Annotated in this window: 23 protein-coding genes; 3 read left to right on the forward strand and 20 right to left on the reverse strand. The window is 47.5% G+C overall.

All coding sequences use genetic code 11. From position 1 onward, the window contains the following. Positions 1–18: 18 nt before the first annotated feature. The 6 genes from CZ225_RS16610 to CZ225_RS16635 all read right to left on the reverse strand — a co-directional run bounded on the left by CZ225_RS16610 (position 19) and on the right by CZ225_RS16635 (position 5,611). A complete protein-coding gene (locus tag CZ225_RS16610) occupies positions 19–912 on the reverse strand; it encodes a FimB/Mfa2 family fimbrial subunit (protein WP_077154753.1) in 894 nt (297 codons plus the stop codon). A gap of 20 nt (positions 913–932) precedes the next feature. Further along, the gene (locus CZ225_RS16615; protein ID WP_159441782.1) at positions 933–2,150 is read right to left on the reverse strand and encodes an OmpA family protein; all 1,218 of its coding nucleotides are present in this window, start codon (positions 2,148–2,150) and stop codon (positions 933–935) included. Between the two features lie 96 nt (positions 2,151–2,246). Next, the gene (locus tag CZ225_RS16620; RefSeq protein WP_077155865.1) at positions 2,247–2,492 is read right to left on the reverse strand and encodes a hypothetical protein; all 246 of its coding nucleotides are present in this window, start codon (positions 2,490–2,492) and stop codon (positions 2,247–2,249) included. 167 nt (positions 2,493–2,659) lie between these two features. Further along, positions 2,660–3,790: an AraC family transcriptional regulator gene (locus CZ225_RS24450; RefSeq protein WP_077154754.1), complete on the reverse strand. Its 1,131-nt coding sequence runs from the start codon at positions 3,788–3,790 to the stop codon at positions 2,660–2,662. 7 nt (positions 3,791–3,797) lie between these two features. After that, positions 3,798–5,399 (reverse strand): RNA-binding domain-containing protein, encoded by a 1,602-nt coding sequence (locus CZ225_RS16630; RefSeq protein ID WP_071122464.1) that lies wholly within the window; start codon positions 5,397–5,399, stop codon positions 3,798–3,800. Then, complete coding sequence (locus CZ225_RS16635) at positions 5,396–5,611, reverse strand: helix-turn-helix transcriptional regulator (RefSeq protein WP_022251786.1); 216 nt, start codon at positions 5,609–5,611, stop codon at positions 5,396–5,398. Before CZ225_RS16635 ends, CZ225_RS16630 begins: the two co-directional genes overlap by 4 nt. Before the next feature lie 306 nt (positions 5,612–5,917). Here CZ225_RS16635 and CZ225_RS24455 point away from each other — a divergent pair, with 306 nt between their 5' ends. The 3 genes from CZ225_RS24455 (at position 5,918) to CZ225_RS23940 (ending at position 7,648) form a co-directional block, all read left to right on the forward strand. Further along, complete coding sequence (locus CZ225_RS24455; protein WP_338142727.1) at positions 5,918–6,265, forward strand: DEAD/DEAH box helicase family protein; 348 nt, start codon at positions 5,918–5,920, stop codon at positions 6,263–6,265. Beyond that, a complete protein-coding gene (locus tag CZ225_RS16645; RefSeq protein ID WP_234983071.1) occupies positions 6,189–7,124 on the forward strand; it encodes a phospholipase D-like domain-containing protein in 936 nt (311 codons plus the stop codon). The genes CZ225_RS24455 and CZ225_RS16645 overlap by 77 nt, the downstream gene beginning before the upstream one ends. A gap of 179 nt (positions 7,125–7,303) precedes the next feature. Then, positions 7,304–7,648, forward strand: coding sequence for a hypothetical protein (locus CZ225_RS23940; protein ID WP_071122467.1), 345 nt, complete (start codon positions 7,304–7,306; stop codon positions 7,646–7,648). Between the two features lie 346 nt (positions 7,649–7,994). Here the strand turns inward: CZ225_RS23940 and CZ225_RS16655 are convergent, their stop codons facing one another. The 14 genes from CZ225_RS16655 to CZ225_RS16720 form a co-directional block, all read right to left on the reverse strand. Beyond that, the gene (locus CZ225_RS16655; RefSeq protein WP_071122468.1) at positions 7,995–8,687 is read right to left on the reverse strand and encodes a TraX family protein; all 693 of its coding nucleotides are present in this window, start codon (positions 8,685–8,687) and stop codon (positions 7,995–7,997) included. Between the two features lie 54 nt (positions 8,688–8,741). Next, entirely contained in the window at positions 8,742–11,078 is a 2,337-nt protein-coding gene (locus CZ225_RS16660) for a type IV secretory system conjugative DNA transfer family protein (protein WP_071122469.1), read from the reverse strand. A 34-nt stretch (positions 11,079–11,112) separates the two neighbouring features. Then, complete coding sequence (locus tag CZ225_RS16665; protein WP_071122470.1) at positions 11,113–11,586, reverse strand: hypothetical protein; 474 nt, start codon at positions 11,584–11,586, stop codon at positions 11,113–11,115. A gap of 12 nt (positions 11,587–11,598) precedes the next feature. Next, a complete protein-coding gene (gene traN, locus CZ225_RS16670; protein ID WP_071122471.1) occupies positions 11,599–12,471 on the reverse strand; it encodes a conjugative transposon protein TraN in 873 nt (290 codons plus the stop codon). A 134-nt stretch (positions 12,472–12,605) separates the two neighbouring features. After that, positions 12,606–13,844 (reverse strand): conjugative transposon protein TraM, encoded by a 1,239-nt coding sequence (locus CZ225_RS16675; RefSeq protein ID WP_071122895.1) that lies wholly within the window; start codon positions 13,842–13,844, stop codon positions 12,606–12,608. Next, positions 13,844–14,335 (reverse strand): hypothetical protein, encoded by a 492-nt coding sequence (locus CZ225_RS16680; protein WP_071122472.1) that lies wholly within the window; start codon positions 14,333–14,335, stop codon positions 13,844–13,846. The genes CZ225_RS16675 and CZ225_RS16680 overlap by 1 nt, the downstream gene beginning before the upstream one ends. Before the next feature lie 21 nt (positions 14,336–14,356). Further along, a complete protein-coding gene (gene traK, locus CZ225_RS16685) occupies positions 14,357–14,953 on the reverse strand; it encodes a conjugative transposon protein TraK (protein WP_005938437.1) in 597 nt (198 codons plus the stop codon). A gap of 18 nt (positions 14,954–14,971) precedes the next feature. Beyond that, on the reverse strand, positions 14,972–16,120 hold the full coding sequence (locus tag CZ225_RS16690; RefSeq protein WP_071122473.1) for a TraJ family protein: 1,149 nt from the start codon (positions 16,118–16,120) through the stop codon (positions 14,972–14,974). Between the two features lie 30 nt (positions 16,121–16,150). Beyond that, positions 16,151–16,792: a DUF5045 domain-containing protein gene (locus CZ225_RS16695; protein WP_200800565.1), complete on the reverse strand. Its 642-nt coding sequence runs from the start codon at positions 16,790–16,792 to the stop codon at positions 16,151–16,153. Between the two features lie 25 nt (positions 16,793–16,817). Further along, positions 16,818–17,516, reverse strand: a complete 699-nt coding sequence (locus tag CZ225_RS16700) for a hypothetical protein (protein WP_071122475.1) — start codon at positions 17,514–17,516, stop codon at positions 16,818–16,820. 14 nt (positions 17,517–17,530) lie between these two features. Continuing rightward, entirely contained in the window at positions 17,531–18,268 is a 738-nt protein-coding gene (locus CZ225_RS16705) for a hypothetical protein (RefSeq protein ID WP_071122476.1), read from the reverse strand. Beyond that, a complete protein-coding gene (locus CZ225_RS16710) occupies positions 18,256–21,096 on the reverse strand; it encodes a TraG family conjugative transposon ATPase (protein WP_071122896.1) in 2,841 nt (946 codons plus the stop codon). The genes CZ225_RS16705 and CZ225_RS16710 overlap by 13 nt, the downstream gene beginning before the upstream one ends. A gap of 16 nt (positions 21,097–21,112) precedes the next feature. After that, complete coding sequence (locus CZ225_RS16715) at positions 21,113–21,403, reverse strand: DUF4133 domain-containing protein (RefSeq protein ID WP_071122477.1); 291 nt, start codon at positions 21,401–21,403, stop codon at positions 21,113–21,115. Between the two features lie 29 nt (positions 21,404–21,432). Then, positions 21,433–21,744, reverse strand: coding sequence for a DUF4134 domain-containing protein (locus tag CZ225_RS16720; protein WP_071122897.1), 312 nt, complete (start codon positions 21,742–21,744; stop codon positions 21,433–21,435). Positions 21,745–21,837: the final 93 nt, after the last annotated feature.

Below are 21,837 nucleotides of genomic sequence, written 5' to 3' on the forward strand. Positions count from 1 at the left end.
TTTTAAAAGTTATTATTATTATTTGATTTCTACTTCATTGTTGAGGTTCGTCCAACCGTTAATGGTAGCTTCCAGATTCATCTTTGGCTGCATCTGGTTGTAGTTGAGTCGCAACTCATACTTTTCTCCAACCTTCATCGCCGGAGTGGTGATGTCATACTCTTGCAAGGTCCCGTTAGGCAGCAAGAGACGGAGATAAATATGAGAGGCGGAACTTCCCTGTATGGTCGGCATCAGCCGGATGACTTCTGATTGCAAAGTTGACTCAGTAGCCAAGATAGTAGGCATTTCCACTTCCGTTGGCTTTATGCTCGGCAATCCATATTCTCCATCACTATTCTTCTGTGTAGGGAACAGACACCAGGCTGCATCTAATGCCTTGCCACTCATCTCTGTACCTTTAGGTACATTCTCTATGATGATGGTCAGTTCGGCAAGCACGCTTTTAACAGGATTCTGTACCACATAGTTGCCTTCCTTGTTGTCAATCCTCACGTCGGTCACTCCGAAATAAGCATTATGGTTCACATCCTTAGGATTGGTCAAGCCTATCTGGATATTGTTCCAATTAGTCAAAGCCCTGGTCTGGTCAGTGGTGAAGAATGGCTCTATGAGATTGGTAATAGCCAATATCTGATAATGCCCTTCAGGAAGAGCGAAGCGTTGGCTTGCCACCTCCTGCGCACTGCCATAATGTTTTTCCTCTACTAATGAACCGTCATCGGCATTGAATATCCAGAGTTTCACGTCCTTCACTTCCGTACCTTGGTCGGCTTCATCCGCCCAAGTGAGCGATACTGACAAACCACCCTCATCCTCACCATCATGAACATTATGGTCGCAACTTGCCAACAGGCATGGGACGCATAACAGCACCCATAACCAAATATTAAATCTTCTTTTTGCTTTCATTTTCTATCTTGTTTTATGGGTTACTTATGATTGTCTTTAGTCTCTACTCGGCGAGCCTTATCCGCATCTTGGGTGTCATCGCTACCATTTCCTATTGCAGTAATGCGATTAGCCTCTATGCCATTCTTCACAAGCCAAGTCTTTACGGCTTCTGCACGCTGGCGAGATATACGTTTATTGACAGTCACGCTGCCTTTTGTGTCACACCAACCTGTTACCGTCACCTTCATGTTCGGATTCTCTTTCAATGTTTTGAGAATATCATTCAATTTAGTCTCTTCATTTTGTTGGATGTCGATACTATTGAAGGTGAAATATATGACAGGGAAAGTTACCTTTGCAGATTCTTTTATGTCTTGTTCAACAACTCTTGTTTCTGCCTTATCCACTGTTTCTTTCTGATTGACATTCTCCGAAGAAGTTGGTTCTTGTTGTAGAACCTCCTGTTGTAGAACTGATGGAGTTTCAACTATCTTGTTCTTCTTTTTAGAGAGGTTTATCCCTAACCTTACTCCACTTTCCCAAACAAAGTTGTTCTTATGCAGATGTTCTGGCATTCCGTCCATACGTTCTCCAGTAAGACGAGTCAAACCGGAATAGATGCCCAATTTCAGACATGAAGTCAGTTGGTAGCCCACCTGCAAGTCTGCACCATAACCCAAATGCCAGTTGGTAGAACCTTTCATCACCTTAGCATCATCGGCTATAGTACGGATGTCAGCCTTGGTAGTTACTGCATATATATGAGGTGAAACTGCCAAATCCCATCGGCTGTCAGCTGTTTGAGGGAACAACCCAAGGAGGTTGATATTTACTCTTGCCCCATATTGTCCCATCCTGACATGGCTTTTCAGATTGGCATATTCCCAACTGTCCATGCCTAAGACACCTGCCTTGTAAAGCACACCGTCGCTACCCAACCAATAGTTACGTTCTACGCAGCAGTCTTGTGCAGACAAGTTCATCTCTCCATACTTGGCAGATAACTCTGCCGAGAATATGGAGTTGAAACGATAGCCACCATATAAACCAGCAGCCCAACCGAGATGCGTCTTGTCGTGTCCGAAACTTGAGAAAGTAGAGAAACCGAAAGGCATTCCACCCTCAATACCGACGTACCAGCCATGCGAAGTTGCCTTTCCATCTTCTTTTACTTCTGCTTTCGCAAAAGAAAATGGAAGAATAAATGCAAGCATTGCGACCAGCAACCGATTTTTTGTTGTCAAATAATTTATCATATCACTCATTTATTTTTTATCGTAAAAGTAAGGAACTATTTCCAATTACAGGACAAGTATCCACCACAAAGCCAAATCATCCATTCTAACCGAAACTCACTCCAGAAAATACAAGAGGTTTGTCAGCAAGATAAATATGGATGCAAACAGCAAAAAGATATAAAAACGTTCTCTCTTGATGAAGTCACGAAAGCTATAGCGAGCCTTCCAATGATTCTCAAGATACATTCTGTACTCATGTATCATGGCATATCCGAAGATAATACATGATATGAGTACAAACACCCCGATGATGATCAGGGCTAATTCAATCCTTGGCATTGTTTCTATTACTTCTTTCATGTTGTAAATATAGAGTTTTTCTACGAAAGAAGGTGCATTTTTTCCCTGTTCATGTGTCGCATTCCTACCAAAAAGGTGTCGCATTCGTAGGAATGCGACACCTTTTTGGCTGTTTTTCGATAAAAGTTTTGCTTTTTCTTTGGAATTTTACAAAATGATGGTTATGCTCAATTTGAGTCATTTTGTGCTGCATTTGTAGAGTGGAAGTCTCTCCATTCTGTAGGAGAACAGTCTTCTTTTGTCTTGAAGATCCGGTAAAGATGAGTGCGACAAGAGAATCCACACTCGGCTGAAATGATGTCGTTGCTATAATCCGGATATTCCAACATCATCTTTTTTGCAGCGTTGAGACGTATCTCGCTGAGCCATATTCGGAAGTTAGAGTGCAGGCATTGATCGAAAAACAGGCTCAATTCGTTCTTTGATATACAAAGTGTACGAGAAAGCGTCAACATGTTTACATTACAATCCTTATAGCCCAAATCCATACACCATTGGTCAAGACTGTTTTGAATAAAGTTTCTGCGATCCTCAGGCAATTGCTGTAAAGGTTTTTCTTCTTTCGCCCCCCCACATCGTTGAATGTTCTCTTCTTTATCCAATAGCTCTTCTGTTGGAATATAACTGCTGCCAAGAGCAATAAACGTAAGATTGAAGAACAACAAGGCAAGCAATTCGGCAGGACCTACTATATATAATAAGGTGGTAGAAAAGATGGCAACTGGCATAGCGAGAACTGCGAGCCATAGAATGATTACACTTGCACGCGAATATCTTACGTAAGGCAACAAGTCCGTTGCCGCCATTGTCTCCAACATATTTTTACGCCTAATCATCTCCTGAATAATCATGTATATGCAATAGAAAACACTTACGCAAAACAGAGTCAGCATCAAATAAAGCCCTTCTCTGATATACAGGCTATGATGAAGACTGATACCCACGCAAAAGACCACAATGATGGCAGCATAAATGCCACTACACATCAATATCATCTTTCTGAGTTTGGAACTTGTGGTCTCTATGTTGTAGATTCCCATGGAGATAAGCGAAAAACAGGGAGTATAAATTAGAATATTGACGATTGCCCCAAGACTGTCGTCGGCAGCACGGAATCCGAAAAGCATCTGCACGGCATATTGTATCGCCAATCCTATTAAGGCGACAACAATCATCCATCGTGAACGCTCATACCGCTTGTTCTCCCATTTTACATGCAGATGAGAGAGTGCCACGAAGAAGGCATTGATGAGCATGAAGATGAAACATGCAAACTGAAGTAGAAATAATGAATCCATAGTTTTCTTATCTTATGTTTACTTTCTTGTATTTCTGGTTGCTTGCCGTAGGATTATCCGGATTAGTCATCTGCAAATATCCTGCTGCGACAAGGGAGGTGATGTATTTGGCTATATTTTTTGTATGATAGACAACACCGGCTCTTTCCAAAATTTCCCTACTTGTTCTTGGCACGCTACAGAAGTTTACTATATCCTTCTGTTTATTCGTCAATGACACTATTTTAGTGTCATGGTTAGTGTTATGGTAACTATGTATAGTGTCATGGTCTTCGACAAAAGTGTCATGGTCGGTGGCTAAGTCAGTGTCAGAGTGTCTAAATCCAGTGTCATGGTCTTCGACTTGGGTACTTTTTTCATGGACTTCGTTACCGACTTGGTTACTTTCTCCTCTCCAAACCGTGATGACAAATTCCTGTGCCTTGTTATTATTCATAAATGTGACATTGATGTCTTCGTCCAGAGCACGAGTGATGCCGCTACCTACACCAGTGTATGGCAGCAAGTATATAGCATTGTTAAAAAGGAACATATTGCGAGGCATGGAAGTTCCTGCCTTGATGTCATCAATAGTGAGTCCGTTAGGCAATGCACCTGGACTGTGAATCTCAACACGATTGTCGAAAATGAAAATGCGAACAGGAGCTTTCATGTTCAACGAGCGATGCACAAGGCTGTTTACCGTGAACTCAACCAAGCTTGTGTAAGGTATTTCCAACTTACCCATGCTGTTGAATTCATCTCCCACCTGCACATTATGCAGATTACGAGTGAAGAAATCCATGATAGTTTCATACTGATGAAGCAGGTTTCCCTCCATATCTGCATCATTCACCTTGTCACGAAAAACCTTGCTGCCGACACTGTTGCCTGCAAAACAGATACACTTGGCTGTCATCATTGGCATCCAGCGTTGGGTGTATTTGCCAAACAGAAGCATGGCAGCAACGGTCAGGGTACCATCAGGACGGATAAATCGCAGATTGCGAAGTATCTTCTCACAGTCATGTCCCTTAGCTATGGCAGAGCAAATCATATCAAGTGATGCTTCATTAAAAGCGTCACCTGTCAAGCCTTTCTTCTCCAACACTCTCTCAAAACGGTTGCCAAGAAACAGCTTAATGGTCGTTGCATCAAGGTCGTTGAGAGTAGCACCTTTGATGCTTGCCTCGTCAGGGGCAAAACTGCCACAATCGGTCATCATCTCGGCAAGTTCTGCATTATCGAACACTTTACGCTTGTCGGCACCATTCTTCACCCATACGATTCCCTTATTGTCATGATAAGGCTTGTTGACTCCTTCCTTGATTGTTGCTACTACCAAACAGCCGTCTTCCACGGCAACAGTTTCGACGTTTATCAGAATGGATGGCACTACGTTTTCTGAAGCAATGTCACTCAACAAGTTGGTTGTTTCTTGTACCTCAGAATACGACAAGGCATTGGTTTCTCCAGTCTTATCCTTTATACCAACTACCAACTTGCCGCCATGTGAATTACTGAACGCCACTAACTCACAGGCAATATCATATTTGTCGAGAATGCGCTCCTTGAACTGCACCCCCGACACCTCGCCAGCCTTTATCTGTTTCAATATATCGTCCATCATTCTTTGATACATTCTTTGTTCAACAAATCGTTTACATCCACTTTCAGCAAATCAGAAATCCGTATTAGGGTTTCCAAGTCTGGTTGACAAGTGTTGGTGCACCATTTAGAAATGGTTGCTTGGTCTTTACCCAACATTTCTGCCAACCACTTGTTTGAGCGCTTGGTTACTGCCAACATTATCTTCAATCTGTTTACATCTTTCTTTGCCATACTTTTATAGATATATGATTCGTATGCAAAAATACAATAATTATTCTAAATATTGCTGTGATATTTCCAAAAAGTTTATTTTAAAGGCTATTTATTGAATATTTCGCCATTTTTAGATAAAAACAGGGGTATCTTACGATAAAAACATCAAGATACCCCTATATCGACTTTACAGAAGATGAACTACCCCAAAAGTGCGGTCGTAAAAAGACCTTTTCTCCATTCGGTACATTGGATTCAAAGGGAAACACGTTGCATGGAAAAATAGACATCGCCCTGATACAGTCCTGTCTGGAGGGGAACGGGGTGAAGCCCTTTGTCCGAAACTACGGAATGGTGATTGTGGATGAATGCCATCATGTTTCGGCTGTGAATTTTGAACGGGTATTGAAGTATGTCAATGCCCGCTACGTCTATGGGTTGACGGCCACCTCCATCCGTAAGGACGGCCACCAGCCCATTATCTTCATGCAATGCGGGCCGGTCCGTTTTTCGGCTGATGCCAAAGTCCAGATGGCATCCCAAACCTTCGCACGCCTGCTTGTACCCCGTTTTACCTCCTACAGGGAACTGGCAGATGAAAAAATCCACTTATGCACGGATGGTGCAGAAAATGTCCGAAGACGTGAACAGAAACAGGCTCATCACGGATGATGTATGTGAAGCCTTGAAGGAGGGACAAACACCTATAGTACTGACCGGCCTTACCGCTCATGTAGAAACATTGACAAAAGCTTTGGCTCCTCATTGCAAACATGTAGTTACCCTTGTCGGTTCGGAACCGGCAAAGGAAAAACATCGTAGAATGGAATATCTGCAAAATGTACAGCCCTCAGAACCACTTGTCATCGTGGCAACCGGAAAGTATGTTGGCGAAGGATTCGACTATCCACGTTTAGACACCCTGTTTCTGGCATTGCCCGTTTCCTGGAAAGGGATTGTCGCTCAATATGCCGGGCGATTGCACCGGGAATATACAGGTAAGAAGGAAGTCCGCATCTATGACTATATTGACATCCGCATGCCGATGTGCGATGTGATGTACAGACGCAGACTGAAAGGATATGCATCTGTAGGTTATCGGATCAAGCAGGAGAAACCGGTGTATGTATCTGCTGAAAGCCTACAAGGCATTATTTTTAACGGACACACCTATCAAAAGTTGTTTCTCAATGATTTGTCCCAAGCCAAACATTCGGTCGTCATTTCTGCAACGAGGCTATGGCTGAGCAAACATTCCCCCATACTTGACATGCTGAAGGAATTATCGGCACGAGGCGTGGAGGTTTTCGTCTTGGTCAAAAACAAAACAGAGAAGGAAGAAAAACTGAAAGAGACAGGAATCCGGACCAGGGTCATTGATTCATTGTCGATGGACGCTGTTGTCATTGACAAGTCTTTGCTATGGTATGGAAGCGTCAATTATCTTGGTTACAATACGGATGAAAACAATGCCATACGCATTAGTGATTCAAAAGTGGCTGATCAAATTTTGGAAGTTCTATATACATAACATCTGTCGGTCTTTTATCCAACTTGTACAGAAGAAGTATATATAGATGGAATATCGTTTTTTCATTAAACAGCTATTGGTGTTATGTTCCCTGCGCAGCGTACCGTCAAACTCGTAGTACACGTCCTTTCCGTTTTTCATTCCTTCTTTGTAGAAGCGTTCCTTTTCCAGTTTCTCCTTTGTGTAAAACGTGCGGTGAGCACCGTCCAGTTTGCCGGATTTCTAGGATTTCTCTTCCGTTACCCTACCTTCATCGTCATACTTCCTGCAGGTTCCGTCCTTCCACCCTCCTTATAGGAACTTTTGGCTTTCAACTTGTTGTAGATGTACTCTTCATAATCGCCATTGAAAAGACCGCCCTTGAAACGTTCAAGGATATAGGAGGAATGGTAGCCGTCGATAATGCGGTGCTCTCCGTCAAGAGGCTTGTCGCCCGAAATTTCCCGGTGGAGAATACGGCCGTCTTCCAGGTTTATGCCTGTGATACCATCTATCGGCTACTCTTTCTGTGCATGAAACAGTAAAACACATAGTGCGGCTACCAACAGCAGAAAATAACAGTTCATTCGTTTCATACTTTTGTTGTTTTTAGATTTGTTTCTATTCTTTGATTCTCACTCTTTCTTTAAGGTACATACCCTTCGAACAGGATGCTGTACAATCGCAAATTTACACAAAGGAACAAAAAAACAACAGAGTGGGCTGTTTTTATGCTATAATAGTTTTCGAAAGGGAATTGTCACAGCCTTTATGGAAGAAAGGAATTAGATAATAGCACTATCAGGAAAGCAAGGAATGGTACTACATCAACAAGGAGGGGAAAAAAATAAAACCTGAATAAGGACTCAACCTTACCCACATTAAGATAGATTACTTTCCTATCAGAACCAAAAGAATCAGATGCACTGGATAAAACGCATAGAACCCATACTTCGCCACCTTGCCATGAATGAAGCCACGTGTTCCATCATAACAGGCAATCACCAGGCAAGCCAGCAAAGCGCCAACTATTCCATAGTGCATCATGAGTGGAAAGGCACAAAATAGCTGCGCCTTTCTACCCGAGGGAAAAGAAGGATTGCTGACGTTCCCAAACAGGTAGAATACCACCATCATCAGAATCCCCCGCCACTCGTAGTCCACTCCGGACCAAGTGGCGAAGCCGGCTATAGAAAGGATGACAGCCCCACAGAGGATGCCATCCTTTTTTAATGCTTTTATCGCAGCCAGCGCCATCACGCCCAATGTCAGGGTAAAGAGTACATTGTGCGTCCCGTCTGCGCCATTCAGCAAGTACCACGGCACCTCACTGACTACAGCAAATCCCAGCAGCTGCAGGAAGTACTTCATCCGGTTTCGGGTATGCCGGAAGCCCTCTGCAATGAGAAAAGCAAACACCGGAAAAGCGATGCGACCGAAGCAGCGCATGACCTCGTAAAGAAGTGTGCCGTGCTCCATCAAGTAGTAGGCACTGTGGTCTGTCACCATCGAAAGGACGGCAATGACCTTCAGTGTACTACCACTCAATCGAATTGAAGTATTGGTGGAATGAAGTATCTTCATTTCGCTGTATTACAATATTCTACGTTTATCTGTAAAGATACTGCTTTAAGGTGGTTATGCCATACCCAGCAGTTCCTTGACCATCTTGTCCACCTCCTCGTTCACCCGTTTGAAGTTACGGTTCAGCATGATTTCCTTCTCGCGGTCGTTCTTGAACTCATAGATTTTCGGCAGCGGTACATAGTGGTCCTCTTCGTCCTTAATCTTCTTCATGTCGAAGTGCGTCTTGCAGAAGTACTTCGTGGTCTTGAACTCCTCCGACTGCTCGATGTCGAAGTGGTTCAGCATGCTGTCGTCCGTAGCCGTGAAGTCACGGGCAGCCTGACCCGCCAGCCAACCGGTTGCCATGTCCGCAATCTTGGCGGCAGGCACCAGGTAATCCATCTTCTCGGAAATGGTGGTCGATACCTTGTTGTCGTTGATGGAGATGGATCGGGAAGTCTGCTTCGCCTTACCGAACACATCATTCTGCGCCCATTCCAGCGTTTCCTTGTTACGGGCAGCACCCATGAAGATGTTACCGCAGGTCGTAATAATTTTCTGCATGCCCACCTTGCCGTAGTCCGCTTCCAGCTGTGGCAACTCCTGAAAGCCCAAGGTCACCGCTACCTTGTTGGAGCGAGCCGTACCAATCAAGCGGTCTATCTTATGGAAGTAGAGTGTAGGCAGCTCATCCACGATGATGCTCACCGGGATGTTGCCCTTGGAATTGACTCGGGTAATCAATCGGTTCAGCACCAGTGCATTCAATGAACCGATGACCTGTTCCTTCTCCGGGTCGTTGGCAATCACGAGATAACTTGGATTTGCCTTGTCCGAAATCTTCAAGTCGAAATCATCTCCCGTAAACACCCAGTAGGCTTCGGGAGATACCAATCGGGCGGCATTGACACGAAGGGTACCCACCATACCTTCCAACTGGTCGTTCGCCTTGTTTTCGTAGGCACTCTTGAAGGGCGCCATGAGGGAAGCAATCTTGTCGTCCTGCATGAGGATGTTGAACACCTGGTCGTAAGACCTGCCAAGGAAGGAAAGCACATGCGGCATGTCCGAATACTCCCCTGTGATAGTGTCCGGCTCCACTTCCTTGCCTTTATCATCCTCGTACCAACAGCGTTCGATGTGAACTTGTTTACCCGTCCGGTCCAAATACGAGAAGCCGTTTAAATCTACAAACATCCGGTCTTCATCCGTTGACACGTCGTTGCCGTCTTTGTCCACAAAGTCCAGGATGGTGTTGCCTTTTTCATCGAGGGCATGGTAATCGTCCCAATTCCGTATCACCAATTCCAGTTTATTTCCCTCGGGTATGACCACTTCGGAGTCTGGTGCCAGGGAAACATAGCGTTTCAGCTTCTTGCCATTCTTGAAGCCTACCGGATGGAAGTTCACAAAGAAATAGATGATGGCTGCCAAAAAGTTCTCTGCCGAATTGGTAAAAAACGCCTCCGAACCGCCTTTCTTTTCACCGCCTCCCTTGTTCAGGGAAGCCAGCAAAGTAGCAGCGGTTTCCGATGCTGCCGCCAGGTCCGGAATATACTTGCGCTGAATCGGATTGATGCGGTCGGAATACTCCACATCCGTGAAGTTGATGATGCGAAAGCCGCAGTTTTGCGGCAGTTTACCTGCCTTGCGGTTCTTACAATACTGATAGAAAAGTGTCTTGGCCAACGTCGGGAACTTGAAATCGTAGCACATGATAGCAAATCCCTTGGCAGCGTGCTGACGGATAAAAGGATCGATGATACCGAACGACTTACCCGAACCCGGTGTACCCAGCACAATCGTCCCACGGAAAGGATTGATGATGTTGATCCAGCCCTTGTGCATCTTCTGCTTCCAGTAGTAAATCATCGGGATGTTCACCGAATAGTCATTGTCTACCAGAGTTTCTGATTGCTGGAACGATTCGTTCTCGAAATTGAAACGGTCTTCACCCACCTTGTAGTTGTAGTACTTGGCAATGCCATCTAGTCCCTGATGCACCAGCATGGTACCTACCACCGAACAGAGCGCATACAGGATGCGGTTGGCTGGGAAGCCAAACCAGCTCATGCCGATATTCATGCCGTGAAAGATAAAACACATGCCGACCAATGTCAATCCGGCCAGCACCGGATAGATGACCATCGTCTTCACGTTGAACTTCAATGCCTTCTTTGCCTTGGTGCCGATGCAGACTACACAGATGCAAATCAGCTCAGCCACCTTGCAGCCTGATACGGAGTTGAACACCTTGAAGCGTGCCAGAAGGTCCAGAATAAACTGCGTGCCACGGTTATCCGCCGTAATAGGAAGATTCATCACAATCTCGATGATGAGAAAGATGTAGATGCAACTGCGGAAGTAGTTGTACATCTGTTGCTGTTCCCGGGTTTCTTCGAATGCCATTGTTATTGCATTTAAAATACACGTTAAACGATAATCAGAACGGAATCTTCACACCCAGTAAGAGTCCGTTGCGGAAGGTATCTCCATGCAGGAAGTTGACGTTGTTCTTCTGGATCAGCGAAAACTCCCAGCCGTTCTGAAAGACATAGCTGTATTCAAAGCCGGCTTCCACACCGAGGAAGAACTTCTTCTGGGTGGCACCGAACTGAGGCCCCAAACGGAAGCGGAGCATGCCGTTCTTGTAACGTACCAGTCGCTGCTTATAGACCAATCCGCCATCCCAATAGTAGCCCTTCCAGAATCGGCAACATGTGGGTTTTTGCCAATGATTCCCCACTTCACCATAGATTTCCACGGCATTGCCATAGCTCAACGGATGCTCGTAACCAATCATCGCATTCAAGGTATTCGGGAACAGGAAACCGGCATTCAGCGTGAGTTTCTTGTCCTGTGCGGATGCCGAAAGCACGGCAAACGCACAACAGATAATCATTAAAATCTTCTTCATATCGGATAGGTTTTAACGGTAAATGTAATAGTATGGATAGCACGAAGAGTTCTTCAAAATGTCCGAATCAAAGCCATCGGCATTGAGGATGTCTTCGTATTCAATGGTGAGCGTAATCACACGGCCACTGATTTGGTTCTCTGAGATTTCCAGACGGAGTACCTTCTCATCCGGGAAGGTCAGCTTCTCAATCACCAGCACATTGCGGTAATTCTTCTTGAATTTCTTGACCGGGTTCAACGAGTAAATCGGTGTCAGTTCGATGGTCTGCGAGTTGGTGGCTTTGGTCTCTTTTTTATCCGTCAACTTCACGCGGAGTTCCTCAATGTCGTAGGCTATCTTCGTCTTGTTTTGTAACGAATAATCAATAAAGAAATAGTCACCGATGGTATAGATGTTGTTGACGATGGCCTTCATGCCATGGGCGTTAGACACCACCTGGTTGTACTTGCGTTTGCTGCCATACACCGCCCACGCATAGCGCACCATTTCGGCCTTGGGCATCGACACCTCGGGGTTGATATAGGACTGGGTATCGCTATAGGCCACTTCAAAAATGGAGGCTGCCATGCTGGGATAATGGGTATAAACCACGTCATACTGAGCGATATGGCGCTCTCCAATCAGGGTGATGGTGCCTAAGAGCTCATTCTCGCTGAACGCTGATTTCACTGAATCCTGCTCTAGATAAGGCTTGATGCGTACCATGTTGTCGGCACACTGGTTGCCCATAATCTTGGTCGTGGAGATGTCCACCAACTTGATGTTTTCTGGCATGACGATGTGGGTAGTGACCTCACTGTTCACGTAGATCTTCTCCTTGGCTGCAGCCTGTACGACAAAACCTAGAAGACCGAAGAAAAGTAAAAATAATTTCGCTTTCATATTAGGTAATTTTTATGATTTACTGATTTGATTATTTGTTGATTCCGTTACTTGTAAACTTACTTACTCTATTACTTGTAACCTTACTTACTCTGTGATTAGTAAGATAGTTTACCTATTTTCATTCTTGACCTTTACCTTGCTTCCTCCGAATTTATCAGATACACAATCGTGTTGTACTTGATTTTCGCTTTATTCTTGCGTATGTTGGACGAGATGGCCGAAGAAGCTGAGTTATAGACGTTTTGCAAGGCTTGCAGCGCCAAGGCTTCACCTGAGATACCGGAACCATAGCCATCTTCCGACTGGAAGTTGATGTTCTGCTGCACGGCACTGGAGCTGGCATCCTTTACAAACTCACGGAAAGAACTTTCCGGTACATAGAACCCTTCCATGCCGTCATTGTCAAATACTGAAAGCTTCACGTTGATGAACTTATCACCGACCAGAATGCTGGTAATCGTGGCCTTCACACGCTGCTGTCCGAAGCCTGTTACTGTACCATAGAGATAGGTGCCTTTCTTCAACTTGGTGTTGCTGACGGTAATATCATCCAGCAACTTGAAACGAAGTCTGGTTCCTTCTTTTGCCTTGGTGGTCTGGTCAATCATAGCGCGAATCAACTTGGCTTCAGCTACATCATCGGGGGATGTTACCGTGTGGAACTTCTCCGCATTGGTATCACCGGATTTGATAACAAGCTTGGGGCGGTTGCGTTCCTTTTCAGCCTGACGGACTTTGGCGATGGAATCAGTACTTTGTTTCTCAGCCAACTCATCCCGGTCAAAGCGACCGATACCCAATCCGCTTTCAATGGCCTTCTGGCGCTCGTAACTTCTGCGTTGGATTTCCTCCAGGTCACGGGCGAAGTCATCCTGTGAGGTATAGCCTTCGGATGTTCCGGAAGGATTGCCTCTCTGACCTGTACGGGAGTTTCCTGTACTGCCAGGAGCATTGTCCCCGTATGCAAAGGAGTTGATGTGTCTTCTGGACTCGGCCAACGACCTCTCCAGTTCCTCCATTTCCCGTTGCTGACGAAGCCGTTCCGCTTCTGCTGCATCCAGTTTGTTGAGTTCGTCTTCGCTGTAGCCATGCTCCAGTTCCTCGTTCTCTTTCTGTTCTTCACCGATGGCACCAATCGCAGTGAAGGCATCTTCGTCCCCGAAGCGGCGCGACATCTCATACATTTTATCTCCGGCTTCCTCCGCATTGGCTTGCGGCAGTTCCGTATTGATGCGGTCGGTGGCAACCGTCTGTTGGGCGTCCTCGCTGCCTCCGAAGGTCTGCATCACGAAGTACACCAGGGCACACAGGGGAATGAACACCACCAACGGGAAGATGTACTTGGGCTGTTTGAAATTGATTTTTCTGATCATGGATGGTCATTGTTTTGAAGTGATTTGACGATGGATTCCAGCCGGTTGTAACTTTGTACGATGTGGATGGAGTCCTGATGGCTTTTACGCGGTATTGCAATGAGCGAGTCCAGTTCCTCCCTAAGCAACTGCCCTTCATGGGTCAACTTTGTTAGCGTGGAACGGTGTACGCTCTTGTTTGTCTGAATGGTACGGAATCCGGAAAAGATGGGTTCCAACTGGGCAATGCTGCTGACATCCGGCTCACGTTTGTCTGACAAGGTCATGCTGTCAATAGCCACGGTACTTGCCAGCAGGAAAAAGAGCGAACCGGTGACATAGGCAAAGGTGCGTTTGGGATGCTTCCTTGCCCAGATGTTGGCCAGACGGATGCGTCCTGCCAGGCGATATCTGGTGCCGACGGCTCTCAACTTGGGTTGCAGCCAGGAGCGTATCAAGTGATGCGTCTTGAGCCTGCTTTCCTGAAGTGTCTTTCTAAATGATTTCATGGGGTACTTATTCTCTAAATGTTAGTAATCGAGGTCCTTGTTCTCCAGTGTCCTCCAGTTCGTGATCATCAAACCGTGCGGATTGTTTCGGGTACGGGGGACTGATTCGATGTAGCCTGTAGTAACCATGGAGCGTTTCAAGTCCCGGGTACGGCGCTTGATGAGCTGCGTTCCGTAGTAGGTGAACTTCCGTTCGTGTTCGTCGAACTGAATGGAGTCACACATGATGGTACACACCGCTGAAGAGGAGATGATGTCGGAATAGAATCCGTTCTCATCCAATGCCTGCTTCTGCTTGAGGGCAGTACCATCTGCCATGTACATTGCCTTGCCGACCGTCCACTTGATGTAGTCGTTGTCGGGAGGCAGGTTAAAGAAATACTGATGGAAGAGCTGGATATGCGCCTTGGCTTCCATCGTGAAGTTCGCTTCCAACTGGGCACGCTGTGCCAGGAAGGGAATGTCACCGTCCAGTATGTAAATCTGCTCCCGTTCTTTTGTCACGAGCGAGATGCAGCACCAGACGGTGAACCCGCAGATGAGGGTGCAGCCACCTATCGTGGCCAGCACCGTCATCAGGGCGAGTTTCGTTTTCTGTGCTAAGGATTCTATAAGCATAGGGAATGGTTTGAGTGATTACTTCTTGTTGTTGCTGTTCTTGGATTTGCCCGGTCTGACCAGAGAAGCGGCACCGCTGGCTACAGAGCCGACCACACTTCCTGCCATACCTCCTGCCATTGCTGTCATGCCCATCACGGTACTGCCGGCTGCTGAACCTGCACCGGAGCTGACACCGCCCGGAATTAGCCAGGAAGCCACTTCGGGCACAAAGCGGATGATATAGGCACCCACCAGCATCCCCATGGCATACATACAGTTGGAACCGATACCCTGCAGTCCCAGTGCGCCGATCTGTTCCCAGGAGTTTACCGAACCATGAAGCAGGTGGTTGTAAGCTATGAGGTCCTGCTGCAGGTTATAGAGCAGGATGAAGTCAATGTAGTAGATGCACATATAGGTGACAAAGCCCCACAGCGAGAGGGAAAGGAACTTCGACATCCACTGGCTCCAGGCCGAGTTCCAGGGCGGAGCCAGAGACAGGGCGAACATGATGGGACAGAAAATCATCATGATGGCCATGAAGATGCGCTGCGCCACCAGAATGCCGTAGTAGGACATCTGGAATATCAGTTCCCCCACAAAGCGTATGACATCGTTGATCCATTCGCTCATCTTGGTTTCAGCCGCCACCGCTGCCCGCTGCGCATAGTTGTTGATGGTGTTGCCCAGATTCTCCACGTTGTAGATGAGTTTGTCCCACCAGGCAGCATCCTGTCCGATGGCGGCTACCTGCTGGGCGGTGGAAATGGAGTCCTGTACCTGCCGCAGGCGGTCGAGGTATTCACTCTGTTTCTGTGCCACCTTCAGCTCGAAAGCGGCCACTTCCTTGTTCTTGGCTTTTGCCATGGCCTTGGTAGCGGTTTCCAGTCCTTTGCCGGGAACCTGCAGGGCCTGACAGATCCACGAGGAAGAAGAGATACAGATGGAAATGCCGATGATGCGCAGGAGTTTCATCACGTCCATGCCGCGCCGTCCGAGCATCATCATCCAGCATTCGTAGGAGCCTACACAGAGCGCCAGCAGCAAGCCGATGATGCGTGCCAGTCCGACGGCATCACCCAGCACCGCCACATTGGGAAAGGTTTCCATGGCGACCAGCAGCTTGTCCAGACTCTCGTCAATGGCAGGCAATCCGATGGTTAATGGTACTAACAGTAGATTCATATTTCATTCTATTTTTATTACATAATCCTTTTAATAGTGTGTGGAAGCCACTGCACAGAGGTTGGCGGTCCGTTTGACCAGTTCCTCCATCTTTTGCCGGGCTTCCTCGTAAGCCTTCTGCCGTTTGGCATTCTCCAGTCCGTAACCGACTCCCATCTTGTGGATGTAGGCGATGTCGGCACAGAGGATTTCATTCTGACGGCTCAGTTCGTCCACCTGGTACTGGAGCTTGCCCTTGCTTTTCTGCATGCAGTAGAGCAGTCCGTCGGTGATACAGTCCTGCATCCGGTTGAACTCGTCCTTGTAGGAAGGAAACATCAGATCCACGTTGCGGTCTGCCTCGCGGAGCAGTTCCTCCTGATAGAGTTCCTCCATCTTCTGCCGCTCTTCCTCCACTTTCTTGATTTTCTGCCGCTGGGTCTCTTCCGCCATCACCCGGGTGGGCATGATGCGTTTCACGTTGGACTTGTGCTCCTTGAAGCGCACCCGGAAGCCGGATTGAAATCCTGCCCACTTCCAGTACATTTCCGCTCCCGAGTATTTCTTATGAAGGAAGAAATAGTACCAGTCCGGTGCGAAATTCCAGGGGCCGTTCTCCATGGAGCGCCACTGCCGCTGTTTCTCCTTATCATTGGCCTTTCGCTGGGCATGCAGACCGGAAGCCATCGTCATGCCCAGCAAGCAGAGTAATAAAATTCTATACCGCATATCCTTTGTTCCATTGATTGATGACACGATTTGCTATCTCGTCCTTCACGTTGGAGTTGAGTATTTCCCAGATGTAGTCGGGCTTCCAGCCGCAGTCGGTGATGAGAAAGCAGTAGAGGTTCGCATTGTCCACGATGTAGCGGGCCTTGTCGATGGTGGCTTTGAGCGTCATCACCAGATTCAGCTTCTCGTCCATGGAAGCCTTCATCAGGTTGATGCCCGAGGCGGCCACGGAAGCATAGAGTTTGTAGCAGTGCTGCACTTCCCGGGCTATCGCCACGTTGGCATCGGCATAGTACCAGCCTACAAAGGGCTTCTTCTTGACATGCTTGAAAGTGTTGGAGGTAAAGTCCTTGTACTCCTTCACCAGCATGTAGAGCGAGTTGGCGGTAGAGGAAATGGCTCCGGCCAGTACCAGATAGGAATGGGCATTGCTCATCTTGGTGTTCAGCGTGGTCCGTACCTCGTTGAACTTGTTGGCACCTTTCGTCACCAGCGACTGTTCCCCGAAGCTGGTGACCACTCTGCCCAGTGCCTGGTCCTCGTCCTTCTTGATGCACTTGTGCAGGGCTATCAGCGCTTCAATGGTCGGCAGATCCTTGGGGATGACCACAGCAGTGGCCGTACCCGGCACCAGAAGGGACAATACCAGACAGACTGCGCCCAATTTCTTTTTCCAGTGTTCCATAGCTTTTTCATCTTTTAGTTAGCAGCCACTAGTCCGTTCCAGTCCGATACCAGTCCGTCCACATGGTTTTTCATGGTGACCATGTTGGCCCATCCCTCGGGGTCGATAGCAAAGCAGAGGTCATTCAGCGTGGCATACTGTGCCATGAGCATCATGCCGTCCACCTTGTAGCGGATCTCATTCATGTGGGTGTAGATGGAGTTGGCCAGCGACATCCGTTCGTAGCGGTCGAGCATGTTGTAGCCGTCGCTCTTCTTCTCGGCAGTGCCTTCTCCCTTGAGCGGATTGGAAATCCTCGCATTGTTCACGATGTTTACGAAGTTGCCCACCAGCTGCTGTGTTTCCATCACCAGCCCTCCCAATTCCGTCAGGCAGTAGAGCTGGTTGGTGAACTTCGCCTTGCTGACCGTCTTTATCAGTTCCGGCACATTCCGGATGATGTCGAAGGCGCAGCTGCCGATTTCCTTGTAGTACAGGCTCTTCGTACCGAAGCCGGAGATGTTCTGCATCGACAGTTTGTAGAGTTCCTTCATCGTGGCCATGCTGACCGAATAGAGTTCCACCTTCTGCTGCTTGGCGGCGATGGTGTCCAGCCGGGCATTGTGCTGTTCCTCGATGAGTTTCTGGGCGGCAAGGTTGGACGATACGATTTTGATGCAGTTCTTGTCCACAACTACACGCCAACCTGCAAATGATTGAATAGATGCTGTAAGAAACAACATGACTAAAAAAGCAAATTTTAACTTGACCATAATGACATGACTTTTTGATGTTGATTGACTTTTCTGGCAAATTCCAGATACTTATGGCCACCGTCCCGTTTGCGGTCCGCCTCGATATGCGTGATGGCTTCCTGCATGGTTCCGTAGTGGGCCAGATAGAGTTTGAGGGCTTCCTTTTCCGTGCGTTCGGTAGTGTAAGCCCAGTAGCATTCCGGTGCTTCTTCCACACCGTACACATCCGAGTTTTGTCCCCGGCATATCCACACCTCCTTGAAGTAGCTGCGTCCTTCCCGGTTGTTCAGGGCATTGATGGTAAATATCTGCTGCCGCTGAATGGGGGTCAGTCCCAGGATGGCGGCAATGTCCTCGTAGCGGTCCTTGAACTTGGTCTGGTCGAGCAGTATCTTCACATCGGAGTTGTTGATGATGGCTTCCTTCACAATGGGCGAATCTATCACATCGTTCAACTCCTGGGTAACGACACCTGCAATGCCGTGGAACTTTCTGACCGTTTTGTACAAATATTTTATATATTCTGCCATGGTGGGTGAAGCAATCGCCTTCCACGCTTCCTCGATGATGAGTGCCTTGCGTCCTTTCTTGATGCGCATCTTCTGCAGGAACACATCCATGATAATCAAGACAACTATCGGGAAAAGCACGGGGTCATCCTTAATCTTGTCGATTTCGAAGACGATGAATTGCTCATCGAAGAGGTTCACGTCCAGGTCGGAGTTCAGGGTCATCTCCAGTTCGCCTCCCCGGTAGAACTGCTTCAGGATAGCTGCGAAGTCGCGGATGTTGAACTGAATCTTCTCCTGTGCCACGATTTGCGGAATGCGTTCCAGGGCAAACTCATAGAAGGAATTGAAGGACAGTTCACGGACTTTCAGTCTGCGTTTCTGTTCCTCGATGTGGTCTATCTGCTTGTCTATCTTGATAAGCATGGAGTTGTTGTAGAGTTCCTTCTTGTAGTTCTCGATAATCTGCAGGGCACGTTCCTTTTCCCCTTTGCTGGCAGCTTCATCTTGGGCAAGGGCATAGAGCGAACGGCACTGACGGAGCAGTTTGAGTCGCCGGGCTTCTGCAGGAAGCATGAGTGCCTTGCTTTCCGCCTGCTTGTCCATTTCAGCATCCTGAATCTGGGCATCAATGTCCTCCATACTGTGGGAAAACTTGTCGTAGTCTTCTTCCATCTTGGAGGCAACCAACAGCTTTTGTCTCAACCCTTCACGTTCCTTTTTGGTGAACTTGGTGAAGGGATGGAAGTAGGCTTCGTAGTATTCCACGATGGTCTGGTTAATGAGCATGTCCTCAATCTTACTTGGAAAGTCGTTTCCTTTGAATATCAAGAATATCAAAGACTTCAAGAAATTCTTCTTTTCCCCGAAGTTCAAGTCATACTCTTCCTTTGTTACCTTGAAAGGATTCATGGAGATGGGCTTCTCCTTGGAATAGGATATGTAAGTGCCCTTGTAGTAACCGCAGATACCTTCATAGGAGTCGCCCGTATCAACCATAACCACATCCGTCTCTTGCTCCAGCAGCTGTCTGACCACGCTGTTCATGTGGAAGCTCTTACCACTGCCACTCGGTCCGATACAGAAGAAGTTGGCATTGTCCGTCATCTTCACCTTGCCCTCTTTCCCCGTGATGTCAATACATACCGGCAGCCCCTGGCGATCGGTATAATAGGTAGTCAGCGGGGTATCTTCCGAACCTTTCAAGTGTTCCTTGAAGAAGAAGCACAAAGCTGCATCAGATAAAGTAAGGAACAGGTCATAGTCCGGATTGAAGGCATAGCCGTTTCCCGGGAAACTATCTGTAAACAATTCCAACTGGTTGTAGGCGGTACGGGACGGCATGATGCCGCACTCATACAGTTTGGTTTCCAGATAGGAAGTGACCGGAGTGACCTTGTCTGCCGGGCAGCTCACCAGGATGTTGAAATTGCAATAGACCAGCTGCGTGCTGTCCACCGCCAGGCGGTCCAGCACTTCCTCGATGTCCTCCTTGGCAATCTTGTTGCTCGGGTCGGGCATGGAGCCGTGACGCTTGGCTTTGGCCTGGAGTTTTCTCAGCAGTTTCCGTTGGTTCGGTATCTGTACCACCTGGTTGAACACCACACAATCGGCATGGGGCACACTCGTCAGAAAAGAGAACAAATCCGTGGCGATGCCGTAGCCGTTGATGTTCATCTGTGTGTAGGGCTTCACCAGCGAAGGCAGGTTAATCTCGTCTATATCCACCAGCGGATAAGAACGGACTACCCGGTCGCCAATTTTCAGATATTCGTCTGATGCCTTGAAGTTGGTCATGGAGAACGGGCCATGCCGGAACTGGAAGGCCATGAAGCGGTGGCAATACTCATCGACTTCCGTCTTACTGAGTTTCCGGTGCTTGATGTTCTTCTCCTTGAGGATGTCGCTCACCTTGGAAACCTTGGAATGGAAGTCCAGCCATTTCTTCGGGTCGTACTGCACGAACTGGCTGCGCTGCACCTCCTGCGTGAGGATAAGGTAGGTACGTATCTCCGTAAATTCTCTTCCCTCAAAGTAACGGAAGTAGCTTTTGGTCAGGAACTCCGCATCCTCCGGCACCTCATGGTGGTAGGACTGCTTGCAGAGCACGTCCTGTTTCTGCAGGGCATAACCCTCGCCGAGCGTCTGTACCACATTGGAGAGCACATCCTGAAAGAGCATGTACTGCTCCGCATCGGTACAGAGCTGCTGCACGGGATTGGTTATCTCGAAAATAACCGACGGTTCCCCCTTGGCTGAAAAAAGGACGACATTGCCGTCCGTTTCCTCCAGCTGCGCATAAAGGCCGTCAAATATTCTTTTCTTGGTACGTGCCATAATCATTCATTTTATTTTACGAGTTGCGTCTCAGATTCTTGTAAACATAGATACCTTTTGCCCGCCGTTTGTTATGGAGACCGCCACGCTGCTTGACGTAAATGGTGACCAATCCGACCACTGCCATCACCAGCATGGCGATGAACCCTGCAAGCTTTCCCAAGGCGATGGAGAAACCGATAAAACCCACGAACGACACACCGATGGCCGCTGCTGCCAAAGTCAGAAAACGACCGCGTATGCCCATGAACTCCAGCGGTTTCTGCAAGCCTTTGAAAACGGGATAACCCTCTTGATTCATCGTCATAATTCCGGATAGTATATTGACAGATTGGATTACTTAAAGAAGAGCGGAAGAGCCTCAGAAAGAGCGATAAATGCGATACAGCCACCAATCGTCAGCATGATAGTTTTCTTGACATCCTGGTCACCGTTCTGCATCTTGAAGTAGACGTTAAACGCCCCTACAAGCACAATAACGGCCGCAATCGCTTTCATCAAATTTGACACCGGAGTCTGGTAGGAACTCACTTCCTGCGTGGCTTTGGTAAAACCTGCGGCCCCCTTGCTGCCTGCCATCGCTTCACCGACCGATATCGTAAGGGCAAAGATGAACATGAGGCATTTCTGTGCCGCACTGCAGACCATGAGGCGGTTGACTGCTTTTTCAGAAAAACGCTGGATAGAGCGGAAGATGTTTGGGTTTCCGCATACAAGTTGATTGAATTGTTTCATTGTATA

Source organism: Bacteroides bouchesdurhonensis (genome assembly GCF_900155865.1).
Lineage (GTDB): Bacteria > Bacteroidota > Bacteroidia > Bacteroidales > Bacteroidaceae > Bacteroides > Bacteroides bouchesdurhonensis.

What these genes read in the sequence shown, in the direction of transcription:
- CZ225_RS16610 (WP_077154753.1), bottom strand. Translation starts at nt 912, where the DNA reads ATGAAAGCAAAAAGAAGATTTAATATTTGGTTATGGGTGCTGTTATGC.
- CZ225_RS16615 (WP_159441782.1), bottom strand. Translation starts at nt 2,150, where the DNA reads ATGATAAATTATTTGACAACAAAAAATCGGTTGCTGGTCGCAATGCTT.
- CZ225_RS16620 (WP_077155865.1), bottom strand. Translation starts at nt 2,492, where the DNA reads ATGAAAGAAGTAATAGAAACAATGCCAAGGATTGAATTAGCCCTGATC.
- CZ225_RS24450 (WP_077154754.1), bottom strand. Translation starts at nt 3,790, where the DNA reads ATGGATTCATTATTTCTACTTCAGTTTGCATGTTTCATCTTCATGCTC.
- CZ225_RS16630 (WP_071122464.1), bottom strand. Translation starts at nt 5,399, where the DNA reads ATGATGGACGATATATTGAAACAGATAAAGGCTGGCGAGGTGTCGGGG.
- CZ225_RS16635 (WP_022251786.1), bottom strand. Translation starts at nt 5,611, where the DNA reads ATGGCAAAGAAAGATGTAAACAGATTGAAGATAATGTTGGCAGTAACC.
- CZ225_RS16645 (WP_234983071.1), top strand. Translation starts at nt 6,189, where the DNA reads ATGAAAAAATCCACTTATGCACGGATGGTGCAGAAAATGTCCGAAGAC.
- CZ225_RS16655 (WP_071122468.1), bottom strand. Translation starts at nt 8,687, where the DNA reads ATGAAGATACTTCATTCCACCAATACTTCAATTCGATTGAGTGGTAGT.
- CZ225_RS16660 (WP_071122469.1), bottom strand. Translation starts at nt 11,078, where the DNA reads ATGGCATTCGAAGAAACCCGGGAACAGCAACAGATGTACAACTACTTC.
- CZ225_RS16665 (WP_071122470.1), bottom strand. Translation starts at nt 11,586, where the DNA reads ATGAAGAAGATTTTAATGATTATCTGTTGTGCGTTTGCCGTGCTTTCG.
- traN (WP_071122471.1), bottom strand. Translation starts at nt 12,471, where the DNA reads ATGAAAGCGAAATTATTTTTACTTTTCTTCGGTCTTCTAGGTTTTGTC.
- CZ225_RS16680 (WP_071122472.1), bottom strand. Translation starts at nt 14,335, where the DNA reads ATGAAATCATTTAGAAAGACACTTCAGGAAAGCAGGCTCAAGACGCAT.
- traK (WP_005938437.1), bottom strand. Translation starts at nt 14,953, where the DNA reads ATGCTTATAGAATCCTTAGCACAGAAAACGAAACTCGCCCTGATGACG.
- CZ225_RS16690 (WP_071122473.1), bottom strand. Translation starts at nt 16,120, where the DNA reads ATGAATCTACTGTTAGTACCATTAACCATCGGATTGCCTGCCATTGAC.
- CZ225_RS16695 (WP_200800565.1), bottom strand. Translation starts at nt 16,792, where the DNA reads ATGACGATGGCTTCCGGTCTGCATGCCCAGCGAAAGGCCAATGATAAG.
- CZ225_RS16700 (WP_071122475.1), bottom strand. Translation starts at nt 17,516, where the DNA reads ATGGAACACTGGAAAAAGAAATTGGGCGCAGTCTGTCTGGTATTGTCC.
- CZ225_RS16705 (WP_071122476.1), bottom strand. Translation starts at nt 18,268, where the DNA reads ATGGTCAAGTTAAAATTTGCTTTTTTAGTCATGTTGTTTCTTACAGCA.
- CZ225_RS16710 (WP_071122896.1), bottom strand. Translation starts at nt 21,096, where the DNA reads ATGGCACGTACCAAGAAAAGAATATTTGACGGCCTTTATGCGCAGCTG.
- CZ225_RS16715 (WP_071122477.1), bottom strand. Translation starts at nt 21,403, where the DNA reads ATGACGATGAATCAAGAGGGTTATCCCGTTTTCAAAGGCTTGCAGAAA.
- CZ225_RS16720 (WP_071122897.1), bottom strand. Translation starts at nt 21,744, where the DNA reads ATGGTCTGCAGTGCGGCACAGAAATGCCTCATGTTCATCTTTGCCCTT.